We start from the raw sequence: 13,747 nt of genomic DNA on the forward strand, positions 1-13,747 counted from the left end.
TTCATTCTGCGAACGGGTACCGGACCCCTCTTGAGGTCCACACCGAGTACCTGGACCGGCAGCAAGCAGCGTAGATCTGCCCGCAGATCACCATCAGTCAGCTGTCCGGAAAGCGCGGGGCCCCTCAGGACACTGAATCTCAACCGGACCAGGAGACCGCGCTCACGCAGACCCACGAAGAACGCGTCTTCGCTCTCGGCGACCGCAGCCGCTGTCGCCACCTGGCGGCGCAAACTGACGCGAGGCGGTTCCTCCAGGCCGGCGCGCTCTGCTCGTTCCAGTTCAGCCCGCGAGGGACGCGGTGCCGCCGTTCGGTCTGCGGGCGCAGTGCGAAACAAGCCGTACCGCCGCTCGACGATCTGACACGCCGTCCGCGCCTTGAGGTAGTCCCGGGTGACGTTCGGTCTACGACCGTCCTCACGTGCAAGCGTGGCCACGACATGGATGTGATCGTCCGCGTGACGCACGGCGATCCACCGGCACGCTTCTGCATCGCCGCGTGGTGCGATACCGGTCTGGTGCATCAACTCCTCGGCGACGTCGGTCCATTCCTCATCCGTCAAGGCACGGTCCGTAGGGGCCGTCCGGAGCGAGCATTGCCAGACCGGCTCCTTTGGCCGGCTTCGCCTCATCGTCTCCAGCGGCGAGCGCAGCACCTCGGCCAGCGGACGGAGATCGCGCTTCCCATCCGCGCGTCTTACTGGTTCCAGTGCGGCCGGGTGCCGGTACCCGGCAACAATATGCGGATCGACGTGCTCGTTCCGCTTACCCGGCCCGTACAGGTAGCGCAGCAAGTTGCCGACATCGGCTCCGCGAGTGACTTTCGCGATCACGGCAGACGTCTACCGAGTTCCACGATGACGGCCTCCGCTCGCCGCACCACCTGAAAGCAGTACTCCGCCAACCACGACACCGATTCCGGGACCTCGTTGTAGGCGTTGGCATGGCGCACGAGCTGGTTGAGATTGACCCCGACCGCGTTGACCTGACGACTGGCATTCCGCAGTTCGGCATGCATCGCCACAAGCGCCCCGTCCAGGGGCCGCTGTTCATGGATCGCGGTGCGCACCGTCTTGATGACGAAAGCGCTACAGGAAAGCCCAGCTTGCGCTGCCGCCTGATGGATATCTTCGTACTCCACGTCGCTGACGCGGATTCTCAGTTCCCGCTCTCGCCGCCGCACTCCGCCGAGCTTCGCTCGACGCTCCAACGGCCCCGGCCCGTCGCCGCCTCGCCCAACTGTCGCCATGTACCTCCGCTCCCGGCTTTTAAGGACCGCGCTCGGTCCCCACCCGGCCAGTGTGATCTTCCGGGCGGAAGTTATCCACAACAGGTAGCGCTCTACCAGCTATCTTGCATCCCGTTCTGGACCGTATGGGCGGCCAATCGATCTGGTGCGTTAATCTCGCGCGCGATCCGCAGGTGATGTGCAGTACCGAGCACTATCAAGAAATTTACCTTGCGGACAAGCCCTTCAATACCCGCTACAGCAAACAAAAACGAGAACCGCCGCAATCGTCGCCTGTGTCGGGTTTCCTCCAGCACGCCAGAACATCGCGGTCACGGCTGTGCTGACCGATGCCGCCGAACTTCTCGCGCATCTCGTCCTGCCACTTCAGAGCGAGGCTCGGCGGACAGACGATGACCGCCGTGCGGGCACGGTGACGCAGGAACAGTTCTTGGATCACCAATCCCGCTTCGATCGTCTTGCCGAGACCCACGTCGTCCGCGAGAAGGAGGTTGGCGCGGGGTGCCCCGAGTGCGCGGCGCAGCGGTTCGAGTTGATATGCCTCCACATTGACGCCGGACCAGAACGGAGCCTGATAGCGGTTGGGATCAGCGCTCGTGACGGCACCCCAGCGCATCGCGTCGATGAAACCTGCGAGGATCGCCGGGTCGTCGAAGGCATCGGCATAGATTACGTCCGGAAGCCCTTGTGCCGGGGTGATGGTGTGCCCGACTTCGAGCTCCCAGACCACGGAGAGCTGCTCACCGAGTCGGTCCTCGTCCAGCGATTGGAGGTCGACCACATGAGAGAGCTGCGCGGTCGCCTCATCGGCTGGGCTCCGAGGCAACCCTTGGGGCTGGACGCTCGCGACGGCCCAGGTCGAGCCCCGCACCTCGACGACCTGACCGGGCTCAGGAAGGGTCGGCTCAACCGACCCACTGTTCTTCAGACGCTCGTCAGTGAGCATGGCGGCTTCGACCCCAGTCACAACCAGAAACTTCTCGGCAGGCCCCCGCCGGGGCAAATTTTTTGAAGTTTACTCCTGGTCCGAGGGCCCCGTGTCAGAAGCAGCAAAGGTGTCCTCGTCCTTAGCGGGATCACCCGTGACGTACGTCCGCAAGGCCGCGCCACGGAGCCCATGATCGTCCTCTTCGCCGCAGGAGGGGACGGCTAGCGCCGGGACCATGTGTGTCCGCCGCTGAGATCGAACTGAGCGGGCTGGCCTCCTATCAGGCAAGGTGAGGCATCCGGGATCAGCATCGATGTCGAATTCGATCAGTCGATCTGATGCAGAGAGGGCCATCAGCCCCCGCAGGCTGCAAGAAGAAGGGCGGCCATGCTCGTCCCACTGAGGATCTTCCCGGCCTGGATCAGGCCGCGGATGTCAGACAGAGGCACCCATTCGATCCGGTCAGCCTCCCAGTCATCGATAGGCGGTCCAATATGAGCGGCGCCGTCTGCCCAAAAGATGTGGTGTTGAGAGTCAGAAATCCCAGGCGTTGGATGAATTACCGTGAGAGGACGCATGGGCCCCGGCCGCCATCCGGTCTCTTCTTCAACCTCGCGTGCGGCTGCGGCGGCTGGCTCCTCCCCGTCGCGGATACCCCCGATGGGGATCTCCCAGCCCCAGGCATCGGTGATGAACCGGTGTCTCCACTCCAAGAGTGCCCGGCCCTGCTCGTCCACCACGACCGCGCCGGCGCCACCGGTTCTGGACCGGATGATGCGGTGCCCCAGATGACGGCCGCCGGTGATCTCGACATCAGCGATGCGGATGTCGAGCCATGGATCGGTGTAGAGCGGCTTCTCGGAGTGGACGGTCCAGCGCACAGACGAACTCCCTTGATCGGTCGCGCGGCTCTGCTCGTCACGCTACTGGTCGTGCTGCGCCAGAAGCGCGGCGCGTTCCCGGAAGTCTCGTACGTCCTGGGAGTCGAACGCGGTAAGCGCACGGGACAGGCCTGCAAACCGGTCCTGGATGCGACCTGACTCCATACCCTCGGCGCAGTCCAGCATCTGGTGCCCCTTCGCCACAGCCGCCTCCGCGTCGCCACGCTCCCCCAGCACCTGCGCAAGCGTCGCCAGCCGGTGCGCTCGACCACGTAGATGCGTCCTTGTAGAGGTGCGTACCGCTTCCTCAGCATAAGCCTGGGCGGCGGTCAGATCGCCGAGCCGCCGTAGCACGTCCGCCTGCTGCGTCTCCAGCAGGCCTGGCTGCACGTAACCCGTCTCGGGTGGTTCGTTCTCCGCCCGGACCTCGATGCGCTCGGCCGCCGTCATGTGCTGGTGGCTGCTGCGCGCATCGCCGATGCGAGCGTACGCCTTGGCCTGCAAGGTATACAGGTCCACTGCCAGAGCGGGCGAGAGGTGCCCGCGGGCGCCACGCAGGGCCGTCTGCGCGTACTGCAGGACGCGCCGGAACTCCCCTCGGTACATCGCCTGGTTGGCGAGCAACGCGAGGCAGTAGCCGCCGAAGCCCGGGTGCCCAGACGCTTTCGCCATCCGCAGGGCGTACAGCAGATACCGCTGCGCCGGCGCCTGCTGGTCTGCGTCGTAGGCGGAGATCCCCGCCAAGGCGACCAGGCCGCCGGTGGCCCGGAGAAGTTCGCGTCCGGTGCGGTCGTCATACCCACCACGAACGAGCGGGCCGACATGAGTGTTGAGGTAAGCGACGATTCGGGGGCGCACGGGTACGCCACCGACGCGTCGGTACATCTGCTCGTATCGGTCCCGAGCGGCGCGCACCCGCGCGATATCGCCAGCACCTACCGCGAGCGGTCCACGATGGGATACGTCGATGTCGTCGGGCGGATTCTCCCAGGCGAAGACCGGCGCGACCGCAGCGTTACCCGCCAGCATGCGGGTCCGCTCTACGGTCTCGGTCCGCTTGTGGTCTCCCCGCCAGAGCGCGGCGACCTGCTCGATCGCCGTGTGCAAGGGGGCGTCGGACAGGTCACCAGGGCGGACCCGGTCCATGCCGATGTCAGCAAGTGTGATGGGACGACCGAGTGCAGTGCCGAGAACACGGCAGATCAGCAGAGGCCCCTCGCCCCGAGGAATCGCGCTGTCCCGGATCCACCGCCGAACCGATGCATGGTCATAGCGGGTGTTCCGACCGCGATTCAACCGGCTGGCCAAGCCTGCGTACGACATGCCGGCTTCGTCCAGCAAGGCGTCGAGCAGCAGATTAGCTTCGCCCACGACGGTTCTCCTCGCTGATGGCTAACCGCAGTGTAGGAGCGGTTCAGCGGCCTGAGCAGCCTTCTCCAGCACTTCTTTCACACCCCGTGTGAAGCCGTCACAATAGAGTGCGCCCGTTCGCATCTCCCCACACTCGTGCGGCCCGGCTTGGCTGAGGTTCTTAGCAAGCAGGGAGGGCACATGACCGGTTCTACGTCACCCCAGCCAGCGAGCGCCTCGGAGCAGCTCTCGAGACCGCAGCTCATCAGCTCGCCGAACAGAGAGCACTGCCTTACAGGAGCCCCACCGTAAGCCGGGGGACAGCCCATGGCGGGGCGGCCTCCCTGCGTTCGCTGCTCCTTAATAAACCCTCGGACCAGGTCAGAAGGCGCGCGCCTGGAACCGAGAGAACCAACCACGATGCGCGCCGGAGGTGCACATGACCCTCGCTCCCGACCTGGCCGTCACAACCAAAGATCCGCGCGACCTTGTCACACCCGAGATGTTCGAGCAGATGGTGGACGACGTGGTGACCTTCGACAAGGTCACTCGCCCCTACGCCGAGCGCGGCGTCGAACAGTTTCTCGTCTTCATGAAGGCGTGGGGCGACACGATGGCGGAGGCCGGCGGCGACCCCCGTGCCTGGGTGAAGTTCGCGCCCTCGCCCGCAGTCGACAAGATCTGGCACCGCTCCATGATGCGCACCCGCACCTTCGCCCAGGTGTGCGACATGGTCGCGGGCCGGTTCATGCACCACCTGCCGATCATGGACGAGGACATCCGTTCCGGGAAGGCGTCCGAACGCGGCCTGACGGCGATGCGCGCCACCGGGTACCACGTCGATCTGGAATGGTGGATGGACGGCGAGTCCTGCTGCCCGGAGAACTGCGCACAGCCGCCAATGAACGTCTGACACCACCACGGGGGTCGATCCATGCGTAGCGACTGGTCCGATCTTCCGCCCGAGGTGCTCGATGCGGTTAAGGCGCACACCGGCCCCATCTACCGGGTCGAGCCAGCGCCCGCAGGCAACCACGCCGACATCACCGCGACCGTCCACACCATGGACGGCCGACTGTTCGTCAAGGCCGCCCGCAAGACCGCACCGGACACCGATGGCCCGGAAGTCCGGTCGCTGCGCTGGGAAGCCGCGATCAATCCCCACGTCACCGAGTACGCCCCTCGCCTCCACTGGACCGTGGAGGCGGGCGGGTGGCTCATCCTGGCCTTCGAGCACGTCCAAGCCCGGCACGCCGACTACACCCCCGGCTCACCGGACCTAGACGCCCTCACAAAGATCATCCATAGCTTGCAGGCGCACCCGCTTCCCGACGTGCTGGAGCGTAAGCGAGTCGAACGCCGCTGGGAAACGATGGGCGATATGTCCGCACTCGCTGGCAACACACTGCTACACGCCGACCTCAACCCCGCCAACATCCTTCTCGGCGATGACGGCAACGCCTACGTGGTGGACTGGACGTTCGCTGGCCGCGGGACCGCATTCCTCGAGATGGCGCTACTCATCCCCTGGCTGTTGAAGGCCGGACACACCCCGGTCGAAGCCGAGCGCTGGACCTCCCAGTTCCCCGCCTGGACGTCTGCCGATCCGTCGACCATCGACCTGTTCGCCCACGTCTTCGCCGCCAAATGGCAGACCAACCTCGTCGCGAACAGCGAGACATGGGCGCTCGAACACGCGGCCGCCGCACGACGGTGGGTGTCGCACCGGCGCGGCGCAACTCCAAACTGACGGAGAGCTCGCAGCGCGGTCGCAGTAGGGGCCTGTCGCGACCAGCGACACTGGACTGGGCATTACAGCCCGTCTCCGTCGTGGCGTTCGGAGCTCGCAGTTGAGGTGGCGCCGCTATCCGTCGACCAACCAAGACTAGAGAGGATACTTAGAGAGCCCCGGCTGTAGCGCTCGGTGCAAGGGCTCTCGTGATACGCATGATGGGCTTGTCAGGGCAGGTCGTGTGCTCCGCGCTTGATGTCGGCGGCCAGACTGCGGAAGCGCTCGACCGGAAGGGTGATGCGGGGGCCGCTCGGGTCCTTGCTGTCACGCACGCCGACTGCCTGGGGGGAGCGCGCCAGTTCGACACAATCGGAGGTTGCACTGCCGCCGCTGTGGCTCGATTTGCGCCAATTCGTCATCGATGGTTCTCCAATTCGGCCGCCAGCAGCGCCCGGGACGGGCCGACCGGGGCGGCTATGTCGCTAATACGGTCATATCTTATGGCCACCTCTTCCACATCATGAGGGTCTGTCAGGAAACGCCCCCTCGTCACTGCTTCGGTGTAAGCCAGGTCGCGACCGTCTGCGCTGACGATCTTGAATGGTCCGTCCAACCCTGGGTGTGCCCTGTCCTGTCGTTCCACGATCCGTATGCTCACGGACGGATGGTCGCTCAACTCGACGAGGCGGGCGAGTTGTTCGCGCATGAGTTCCGGCGCGCCGATGGGCTGTGCTAGGACGGTCCAGTTCAGAATCGCCGTTAGATGCGGGGGGTTGGGCTTGTCGAACACGGCGGCCTGACGGCTGAGCCGCCGGTTCAGAGCGTCCTGCGGGTCCGCTACCGCGTTGCCGGTGAACGTGGCGAGTGCATATTCCGGCGTCTGAAACAGGCCGGGAACGTACAGCGTCTCCCACATGCGAATGCGACTCGCGCGTCCCTCGTACTCCGTGAGCCCGGTGAACCAGTCTCCTTCGTCGCCTGCTCCTGCGAGTGTGACCAGGGACGTAAACATGCCCTGTGTCTGCCACGTTCGGTCAATGATCTTTGCGTGCTTACGAGTGAGCTTGAGCAGTCCGGACTCATATCTGGAAACAGTAGAACGATCACAGTCCAGAATGTCCGCAAGAGCCTGGCCGGTGAGGCTGTGGGCCTCCCGGTATCGGCGCAGGTGCACAGCGATGAAGTGCCACAGCGAGCGATCCGGGTTGAGTGCATCGCGCAGGGACATTCATGATCTCTTTCGTTGCGGTTGCTTCCGGAACGTAGCGAGCTTAGTTCTATGAAGGCACTCTTGACCTCCAATGGCAAAACAAACAGTCCAAAGGTCGTAGAGATGTCTGCATTTACCTCCGAAATCCCGACAATCTTCCTCGACCCCGGTGACCGCGCGCCGGCGTTGGCGAGAGACTTCGTCGCGGCGCAGTTCCGGGAGTGGGGTTCCACGGACGACTTCATGGCGCGCCTGGTGGTGTGCGAGCTGGTGACCAACTCGTGGCGGCACGGAGAGGGCCCGATCATCCTGCGCGTCTTCCGCGACGTCCGCGCGGACTTGGCGGTGATCGAGGTGTGGGACCAGGGAGAGGGGCTGCCGGTGGTCGGCCCGGAGGACTCGGAGGCGACCTCGGGGCGGGGCCTGCTGCTGATGTCGCAGCTCGTGCACGACTGGGGAATCCGACCGATCACGGAAGGCGGAAAGATCGTATGGGCCAAGTGCGCCCTGTGAGCGCCCAGGTTGAGCAGTGCGTCCTGCGGTGGCGGACGCACCGGGGCGGCGCTACGGCGGAAAGGTTCCTGAGCGTGTTGGCCGTGGCTCTGGAGCCTCGGGGGTGGCGCCTCGTCCGGCTCTACCGCGCGCAGGGGTTTCCGCTTCCCCTGTTGTGGATCTACGCCGGCGGCCCCTACAACCACGTCGGGCTCGGGGTGGTCGCGATGGCGGTTTCGGGGAGGGCATGGGGATACCACGACGCGGAGCGCGGCCGGCGCGGTTACCTGGCTCCCTGCGGGGACGCCGAAGCCGCCGCTGAACAAGTCGAAGGCCTGCTCAAGCACCGCATGTTCCCAGGCACCTGGTAAGCCGCCGAGGGACGTCCAAGGGGCCGTGACAAGCGGGCTTCAGGACGAGGGAATGTCCTTCACGTTCTGCACCCTTACTCCCTTTCGGTCACCGGCCAACCCCGGCAGATGGGTGGCGTCGGCGGTCAAGATCAGGACATCAGGCTGTTGCCCCGCCGCCTCCGCACGGTCGGCGTACATGTGAACCGTCGCGGCGACCAAGGCATCAACAACCTCCGTCGAGTCGAACCCGGCGTCCCCAATCAACTTCCCGGCGGAGCGCGCAAGGTCCTCGGTGACAGGCTCAACGACGGTCCTGGTGCTGGACAGCACATGGTTCAGTTTCGTGTCCCGGTCGGAGCCGCGCAGGATCTCCGTCAGCACGGCACTGGACGTGATCAAGCGTGCCTGCTTGCGCAGCGCAGCAGCGAAGAAGATCGCAACGTTGCGGTCCGTGGCGGCCTTGTTGATGGCGTTGTTGTCGAGCACCAAAACCCCGCCGAGCCTCGCAGCCCGACGGCCTCGCACGGCGCTCACTGATCTTGCGCAGACGGCCAAGCGGCGAGGGCGGCCTGGATCTCGTCCTCACTGAACGGTCCGTACCGCTCTTCCAACTCGTCAACGAACTCGGCGAGGGCGTCGAGTTGGAGCTTGGCCGCGATCGCCTCATCAACGTAGGCAGAATCGGACAGGCCCAGCTTGCGGGCCTGTTCGCGGATCTCAGCCTTGCGGCCCCGGCGGATGGTCGCCGACAACTTCTCGGTGGCACCGGAACCGACCGCAGGCTTACGAACCTTCGTGGCCTTGCCGCGCTTCGCGACACGAAGGGGCTGCTTGACGGGAGTCTGCTTGGCATCCACAACTCAATCATACCAATGGTAGGAGTGAGCTGCCCTCGGTGAGGGAATGAGATCTCGCATGCGGGCGCCTGGATCCCTACGGCGGCATGCTCGTGACCATGGTGCAGGGATCCGCGCGCCAGGCTACGGATCACCCTGATCAAGCGGCGGACCAGGCGGGGGCCTGCTTCCGACTGATGGCGCTTGCCGTCATCGCGTCGGCCGCGTCGGTTGCGTTGATCAGGTGTCCTCGCTGATGCCTCCGAGTCGTTCGACGTCCTCGGCTGGGATGTCGGTCAGGAAGGAGACGCTGGAGATTGTCGACCCGTCGAGTTTGCAGAGCTTGTTGAGCATGGCCTGACGCATCTCCATGCGGCGGGACTCCAGATGGTCCCGCAGGCTCTCACCACCCGGTCCTTCTTGGTCATCCGAGGAAGTGGGCACCATCGGTGATCGGCTCCTCTGTGTCCGGGATCCCCCTGAGGGGCAGCGCTACACGGAGCGCAGATTCGGCCTTGTCTCGGCGTGCTGGGCGACCAACTGGTCAGCGAGGACGGCCTGGAGTTGGCTGATCTTCGCTTGGGCCTCGGCGAGTTGAGCTTCGAGGTCTGTGGGCGCGTCCTGGCTCCCTTGGGTCGTGCGGATCTTGGCGAGTGCTTCCAGGGCGGTTTCGTCGGCTGTGGGGAGGGTGTGTAGGTAGCGCTCGGTTGTGGAGATCTTGCGGTGCCCTAGGCGTTCTTTGACGACCTGGAGGTCGGCGCCGCCGGCTAGGAGCCAGGAGGCGTGGGCGTGGCGGAGGTCGTGGATGCGAGGTGACCAGCCGAGGTTGGCGGCGGCTCGGGCGGGGTGCCAGCAGTGCTTGCGGAACCAGTTGGCGGAGATGTGGGGGTCGTCGTCGATGACGCGGGGGTTGCGGGGGTTGTCCTTGCCCTGGGCGCGGCGCTTGGCGCGGTAGGCGGCGTAGGCAGCCCGGCAGTGGCGGCACTTGCACTTGCCGAGGCTGTAGGCCGTGGTCGTTCCGTGAGTGTAGGTCCGGCCGTTCGGGGCTTCGAAGGTGAGGATGTCGGGGTCGAGGAGTTCGAGTTTGGGTTGCTCGTCTCGGCGGCGGCTGAAGAAGAGGTCGTCTGGGGCGAGCTCGTTGGCTTCCACGTGGGCTTTGAGCTTGGCGACGATCTGGGGGCTGAGCTTGAAGCGGCGCCAGCGCTTGCCCTTGGGGTAGTCCTTCACCAAGAAGCGGCGGCCCTCCGGGTGGAACCTGGGGACGAGTTCGACGACGGAGCGGCTGACGGTGAGGATGCCCGTGGCGAAGTCGAGGTCCTTGACGCGGAGTTCGGTCAGCTCGCCCCAGCGGAGGCCGCTTTCTATGTCGGTCTCGACGAGGAGTTGGGCGGTTGCGTCTGGGAGGGCCTCGTAGATGCGGGCGAACTGCTCGGCGGTGATGATCTGGCGCGGCTTCTCGGGGACGGGGTCGGTCTTCACCCCGCGACTGGGGTGGTAGATGAGGACGCCGTCGTTGACCGCGGTCGTGAAGATGGCGTTGAGGATCGCGGTCTTGCAGTACTTGATGCTGTAGGCCGAGGCGCCCTTCTTCTTGAGGTGCGTGATCCACTCGCGGACGGTCTCTGAGGTGATGTCCTGCAGCTTCATGTCGCCGAAGTACGGCATGACGTGGGCGGCGAGCGCGTAGGCGTAGTCCTGGCGGGTCGATGCCTCGATGCGGTGGTTCGGGAACCAGCGTTCCTCTACGTAGGTGCGGAAGGTCTGCCGGGCACGGCGGGGGTCGCCTGCATTGCCCTCGGCGATGCGTGACTCTGCTCGTTGCCAGGCCCGGTCGGCCTCCTTGCGGGTACCGAAGGTGCCGGCTGTCTGGCGGACGCCCCGAGCGTCGTCGTAAAGCGCTTGGTATCGGGTCCCCTCTGGACCCTTGCGCTTGCGTGTGAAACCCATGCTCCCCCGAGCAAGATCATTTGTCACTCATTTGTCACTGGATCATGGAAATCCGAGCGACATCGACGAGGACAGGATGGCATACGAAACAGCCTCTGACCTGCAGTTTAGTGGGTCAGTGGCGATCTTCGGCGGAGCCAAGATCGCCGCTTCCAAACTGGCTACGCGGGTTCGATTCCCGTCGCCCGCTCCCACTGAGAAGGCCCAGGCAGGGACCGTGTTTCCCCACCTGGGCCTTGCCTTTTCTCATGATCGTTAAGGCTTCCGTGCACGTTGCGTGCCCGATGGCTCGGCCGTGCCCATGTCACTCTTGTCACTGCCGAGCGACCTTGAAGGCGTCATCACCGAGGGGCGCCGCGATCACCTTGTCCCGATCCTGACTGGCGTGCTGGTAGATCAGCGCCGCCCGCGTCGAGGCATGGCCCATGCGCGCCATCAGCTCTCTGAGGCTTGCACCGGTCGAGGCGGCGAGGGTGTTGCCGACGTGTCGAAGGTCATGGAAGTGAAGGTCAGGGAGGCCGACGTCAGCCCGGACCTTGTTCCAGATGAGCCGGAAGCCGGAGCGCCGGAGAGGGCCGACGAAGACCCGGCCGTTCGGACCGTCCTCGGCGAACTCGTCCAGGTGCGCTTGCAGGTCCGGGATGACCTCTGGAGGCATCGACACCACGCGACGACCAGCCCGCGATTTGGGCGTGTCCTCCAGGAGTTTCCCGCCGTCCAACTCGGCCAATGCAGTGACCACGCGCACGACGCCCGCGTCTAGATCAAGGGGCGGCCGCGCCGGGCCGCGCATCGCGACGCGTCCGCCAGACCTGTCTAGACCGCTCGCCGCGACGCCGCCTCAGCCGTCCTCTGGCTCCACCATGCCCATGGCGAAGGCGAACGTCTCCACGAACTCTCTGTATGCCCGGTCCGTCTCACTCGCTGCCAGGGTTGCCAGCTCGTCAATGACTCGCTGTTTGTCCGTGTCGGAGAGCTGATTGAGGAGGTAGCCCGCGTACTCCTGCTGCTTGAGCGCCGTGTTGTCGTCCAAGACCGTCTCGTCGCAGGTCTCGAAGAACCATGTGTACACGACCACTGCCTTAAGAGCTCGCGCAGATAGGTGCGTGGTCATCCGGTGGCGTTTGGGACGGGTGTCCCAGCGGTCGGTGATCCAGGCACGGCGGATCAGAGTCCCACTTGGCAGCTATATGCCGAGTGGGCTATATTGCCGCTGTGGCATCAATGTTCGAAGTGCTGGCCGAGTCACGCCGCAGGGAGATCCTCGATCTGCTGCGCGACGGTGAACGACTGGTCGGCGACCTGGTGGAGCAGCTGGAGCTGACCCAGCCGACGGTGTCCAAGCACCTGAAGGTGCTGCGCGGCGCCGGGCTCGTCGAGGTCCGGCAGGACGCGCAGCGCCGTTGGTATCGGCTGCACCCGGCGCCGCTGGCCGAGATCGACGCGTGGCTCGCGCCCTACCGGCGCATGTGGACCGCCAGCCTCGACGCACTCGAAAATCACCTGGACACCATGCCGGACGACCACAATGGGGGAACCCCATGACAAAGGACGCGACCCTGCAGACCTTCAACGGGGAGCCGACGCTGCGCTTCGAGCGGCGGCTGGCCCACCCGCCCGCGAAGGTTTGGCGGGCAGTGAGCGACCCGGCGGAGATGGCGCACTGGTTTCCCGCCAGGGTCGAGGCCGAGCTACGCCCCGGCGCGCCGATGCGGTTCATCTTCCCCGAGGAGCCGACGGTGGACGGCGCGTCGGACGGCGAGGTGCTCGAGGTCGACCCGCCGAGGGTATTCACGTTCCGCTGGAACGCCGACGTACTGCGATTCGAGCTGATCCCGGACGGCGACGGCTGCCTGCTGGTGTTCACGCAGACCATCGGCGGCGGCCGGGTGGGCCTGCTGGGCGCCGGCCGAACGGCCGCTGGCTGGGACACGTGCCTGGACGAGCTGGCCGGCCGGCTCGACGGCGCACCCGTGCCGGCACGGACCGACTGGCTGGGGCCGATGGAGCACTACATCGACAAGTTCGGCCTCGGCGAGGGCACGGTCGGCGACACCGGCGACGGCCATGAGCTGCACTTCGCCCGCGACCTGGTATGGAAACCGGTCGGCGAGGTGTGGCGGCTGCTCATTGAGGACACCACGCCCTCGATCGGCGACGAACCGCCCACCCGCGCGACCAATGGGTACGTGCAGGCCGGCAAGGTCACCGCGGTCGACCCGCCACGGCTGCTGGAGTACGAGTGGTTGCACGACGGGATGCCGGCCGGCAACGTGCGCTGGGAGATCTTCTCCGATCCCCAGCTGGGCGTCCGCGTCGAGCTGACCCAGACACTGCCGCGGCAGCTGGCCCACCTGCTTTCGACCTCGCTCGCCGCATGGCACGTGCAGCTGGAGTTGTTCTTCGCGGCCACCCACGGCGACATCCGCTGCCCGTGGCCGAAGGACCGCACCGACCAGCTGACCAAGCACTACGCGACTCAGCTGACCTAGCTCATGTTGTGTGAAGGAGTGCTGAACAGCTCGCGCGGATAGCGCGTAGGCGCATGGTCATCGGCGGCGTTCGGGACGGGTATACCAGCGGTGGGTGGTCCATGCGCGGCGGGTCAGGCTACGGACGGTGATGATGGCCTCGGCGAGGTCGAAGGGGTGGAGTACTGGAACCGCGCCCACTCGGTGATCTTCTTCGGCAAGGGCGGCGTCATCGCCTGAACCTCCCCGGAGAGGACGCCGTCAGGCCTTGCGTGCGACGCCTCCTACGCAGGCGACC

Annotated in this window: 19 protein-coding genes and 1 pseudogene; 6 read left to right on the forward strand and 14 right to left on the reverse strand. The window is 65.7% G+C overall.

Annotated elements, in window-relative coordinates; genetic code table 11:
- From ACTWPP_RS44465 to ACTWPP_RS44485, 5 genes are all read right to left on the reverse strand, one after another.
- On the reverse strand, positions 1 to 833 hold an 833-nt coding region (locus tag ACTWPP_RS44465), incomplete at its 3' end, for a relaxase/mobilization nuclease domain-containing protein (protein ID WP_443110526.1).
- Positions 830 to 1,249, reverse strand: a complete 420-nt coding sequence (locus tag ACTWPP_RS44470; RefSeq protein WP_443110527.1) for a plasmid mobilization protein — start codon at positions 1,247 to 1,249, stop codon at positions 830 to 832. The genes ACTWPP_RS44465 and ACTWPP_RS44470, both read right to left, overlap by 4 nt.
- 235 nt (positions 1,250 to 1,484) lie before the next feature.
- Positions 1,485 to 2,195, reverse strand: coding sequence for an SNF2-related protein (locus ACTWPP_RS44475; protein WP_443110528.1), 711 nt, complete (start codon positions 2,193 to 2,195; stop codon positions 1,485 to 1,487).
- A gap of 335 nt (positions 2,196 to 2,530) precedes the next feature.
- On the reverse strand, positions 2,531 to 3,058 hold the full coding sequence (locus tag ACTWPP_RS44480; RefSeq protein ID WP_443110529.1) for an NUDIX hydrolase: 528 nt from the start codon (positions 3,056 to 3,058) through the stop codon (positions 2,531 to 2,533).
- Between the two features lie 42 nt (positions 3,059 to 3,100).
- Positions 3,101 to 4,429, reverse strand: a complete 1,329-nt coding sequence (locus ACTWPP_RS44485) for a transcriptional regulator (protein WP_443110530.1) — start codon at positions 4,427 to 4,429, stop codon at positions 3,101 to 3,103.
- Between the two features lie 418 nt (positions 4,430 to 4,847).
- Here ACTWPP_RS44485 and ACTWPP_RS44490 point away from each other — a divergent pair, with 418 nt between their 5' ends.
- Together ACTWPP_RS44490 and ACTWPP_RS44495 are read left to right on the forward strand one after the other, a co-directional pair.
- Positions 4,848 to 5,321 (forward strand): hypothetical protein, encoded by a 474-nt coding sequence (locus ACTWPP_RS44490; protein ID WP_443110531.1) that lies wholly within the window; start codon positions 4,848 to 4,850, stop codon positions 5,319 to 5,321.
- Positions 5,322 to 5,342: 21 nt separating this feature from the next.
- A complete protein-coding gene (locus ACTWPP_RS44495) occupies positions 5,343 to 6,158 on the forward strand; it encodes a phosphotransferase family protein (RefSeq protein WP_443110532.1) in 816 nt (271 codons plus the stop codon).
- 209 nt (positions 6,159 to 6,367) lie between these two features.
- Here the strand turns inward: ACTWPP_RS44495 and ACTWPP_RS44500 are convergent, their stop codons facing one another.
- Complete coding sequence (locus ACTWPP_RS44500) at positions 6,368 to 6,559, reverse strand: DUF397 domain-containing protein (RefSeq protein WP_443110533.1); 192 nt, start codon at positions 6,557 to 6,559, stop codon at positions 6,368 to 6,370.
- Positions 6,556 to 7,368: a helix-turn-helix domain-containing protein gene (locus ACTWPP_RS44505; protein WP_443110534.1), complete on the reverse strand. Its 813-nt coding sequence runs from the start codon at positions 7,366 to 7,368 to the stop codon at positions 6,556 to 6,558. Before ACTWPP_RS44505 ends, ACTWPP_RS44500 begins: the two co-directional genes overlap by 4 nt.
- A gap of 105 nt (positions 7,369 to 7,473) precedes the next feature.
- Here ACTWPP_RS44505 and ACTWPP_RS44510 point away from each other — a divergent pair, with 105 nt between their 5' ends.
- Positions 7,474 to 7,863: an ATP-binding protein gene (locus ACTWPP_RS44510; protein ID WP_443110535.1), complete on the forward strand. Its 390-nt coding sequence runs from the start codon at positions 7,474 to 7,476 to the stop codon at positions 7,861 to 7,863.
- Between the two features lie 83 nt (positions 7,864 to 7,946).
- Positions 7,947 to 8,213 carry a hypothetical protein gene (locus tag ACTWPP_RS44515; RefSeq protein ID WP_443110536.1) on the forward strand — a complete coding sequence of 89 codons (267 nt, stop codon included), beginning with the start codon at positions 7,947 to 7,949 and terminating at the stop codon, positions 8,211 to 8,213.
- Between the two features lie 39 nt (positions 8,214 to 8,252).
- Here ACTWPP_RS44515 and ACTWPP_RS44520 read toward each other — a convergent pair whose 3' ends face one another.
- The 6 genes from ACTWPP_RS44520 to ACTWPP_RS44545 all read right to left on the reverse strand — a co-directional run bounded on the left by ACTWPP_RS44520 (position 8,253) and on the right by ACTWPP_RS44545 (position 12,050).
- Positions 8,253 to 8,681, reverse strand: a complete 429-nt coding sequence (locus ACTWPP_RS44520; protein ID WP_443110537.1) for a PIN domain-containing protein — start codon at positions 8,679 to 8,681, stop codon at positions 8,253 to 8,255.
- A gap of 44 nt (positions 8,682 to 8,725) precedes the next feature.
- Positions 8,726 to 9,052, reverse strand: a complete 327-nt coding sequence (locus ACTWPP_RS44525; RefSeq protein ID WP_443110538.1) for a hypothetical protein — start codon at positions 9,050 to 9,052, stop codon at positions 8,726 to 8,728.
- A 219-nt stretch (positions 9,053 to 9,271) separates the two neighbouring features.
- Positions 9,272 to 9,403 carry a hypothetical protein gene (locus ACTWPP_RS44530; protein ID WP_443110539.1) on the reverse strand — a complete coding sequence of 44 codons (132 nt, stop codon included), beginning with the start codon at positions 9,401 to 9,403 and terminating at the stop codon, positions 9,272 to 9,274.
- A gap of 120 nt (positions 9,404 to 9,523) precedes the next feature.
- Positions 9,524 to 10,978: a tyrosine-type recombinase/integrase gene (locus ACTWPP_RS44535; protein WP_443110540.1), complete on the reverse strand. Its 1,455-nt coding sequence runs from the start codon at positions 10,976 to 10,978 to the stop codon at positions 9,524 to 9,526.
- 313 nt (positions 10,979 to 11,291) lie between these two features.
- Positions 11,292 to 11,771, reverse strand: coding sequence for a tyrosine-type recombinase/integrase (locus ACTWPP_RS44540; RefSeq protein WP_443110541.1), 480 nt, complete (start codon positions 11,769 to 11,771; stop codon positions 11,292 to 11,294).
- Positions 11,772 to 11,819: 48 nt separating this feature from the next.
- Positions 11,820 to 12,050, reverse strand: a complete 231-nt coding sequence (locus ACTWPP_RS44545) for a hypothetical protein (RefSeq protein WP_443110542.1) — start codon at positions 12,048 to 12,050, stop codon at positions 11,820 to 11,822.
- Between the two features lie 152 nt (positions 12,051 to 12,202).
- Between ACTWPP_RS44545 and ACTWPP_RS44550 the strand changes: the two genes are divergently transcribed.
- Together ACTWPP_RS44550 and ACTWPP_RS44555 are read left to right on the forward strand one after the other, a co-directional pair.
- Positions 12,203 to 12,523, forward strand: coding sequence for an ArsR/SmtB family transcription factor (locus ACTWPP_RS44550; protein WP_443110544.1), 321 nt, complete (start codon positions 12,203 to 12,205; stop codon positions 12,521 to 12,523).
- Complete coding sequence (locus ACTWPP_RS44555) at positions 12,520 to 13,470, forward strand: SRPBCC family protein (RefSeq protein WP_443110543.1); 951 nt, start codon at positions 12,520 to 12,522, stop codon at positions 13,468 to 13,470. Before ACTWPP_RS44550 ends, ACTWPP_RS44555 begins: the two co-directional genes overlap by 4 nt.
- A 57-nt stretch (positions 13,471 to 13,527) precedes the next feature.
- On the opposite strand, the pseudogene ACTWPP_RS44560 reads toward ACTWPP_RS44555, so the two are convergent.
- Positions 13,528 to 13,623 (reverse strand): annotated as a pseudogene (locus ACTWPP_RS44560) (IS5/IS1182 family transposase); the annotation flags it as partial.
- Positions 13,624 to 13,747 lie beyond the last annotated feature (124 nt).

Source organism: Actinomadura sp. 3N407, from assembly GCF_052245875.1.
Lineage (GTDB): Bacteria > Actinomycetota > Actinomycetes > Streptosporangiales > Streptosporangiaceae > Spirillospora.

Excerpts from the sequence above, each read along its gene's own strand:
- ACTWPP_RS44535 (WP_443110540.1), bottom strand. The coding sequence starts at position 10,978 with ATGGGTTTCACACGCAAGCGCAAGGGTCCAGAGGGGACCCGATACCAA.
- ACTWPP_RS44550 (WP_443110544.1), top strand. The coding sequence starts at position 12,203 with ATGTTCGAAGTGCTGGCCGAGTCACGCCGCAGGGAGATCCTCGATCTG.
- ACTWPP_RS44495 (WP_443110532.1), top strand. The coding sequence starts at position 5,343 with ATGCGTAGCGACTGGTCCGATCTTCCGCCCGAGGTGCTCGATGCGGTT.
- ACTWPP_RS44500 (WP_443110533.1), bottom strand. The coding sequence starts at position 6,559 with ATGACGAATTGGCGCAAATCGAGCCACAGCGGCGGCAGTGCAACCTCC.
- ACTWPP_RS44490 (WP_443110531.1), top strand. The coding sequence starts at position 4,848 with ATGACCCTCGCTCCCGACCTGGCCGTCACAACCAAAGATCCGCGCGAC.
- ACTWPP_RS44530 (WP_443110539.1), bottom strand. The coding sequence starts at position 9,403 with ATGGAGATGCGTCAGGCCATGCTCAACAAGCTCTGCAAACTCGACGGG.
- ACTWPP_RS44470 (WP_443110527.1), bottom strand. The coding sequence starts at position 1,249 with ATGGCGACAGTTGGGCGAGGCGGCGACGGGCCGGGGCCGTTGGAGCGT.
- ACTWPP_RS44510 (WP_443110535.1), top strand. The coding sequence starts at position 7,474 with ATGTCTGCATTTACCTCCGAAATCCCGACAATCTTCCTCGACCCCGGT.
- ACTWPP_RS44540 (WP_443110541.1), bottom strand. The coding sequence starts at position 11,771 with ATGCGCGGCCCGGCGCGGCCGCCCCTTGATCTAGACGCGGGCGTCGTG.
- ACTWPP_RS44475 (WP_443110528.1), bottom strand. The coding sequence starts at position 2,195 with ATGCTCACTGACGAGCGTCTGAAGAACAGTGGGTCGGTTGAGCCGACC.
- ACTWPP_RS44555 (WP_443110543.1), top strand. The coding sequence starts at position 12,520 with ATGACAAAGGACGCGACCCTGCAGACCTTCAACGGGGAGCCGACGCTG.
- ACTWPP_RS44505 (WP_443110534.1), bottom strand. The coding sequence starts at position 7,368 with ATGTCCCTGCGCGATGCACTCAACCCGGATCGCTCGCTGTGGCACTTC.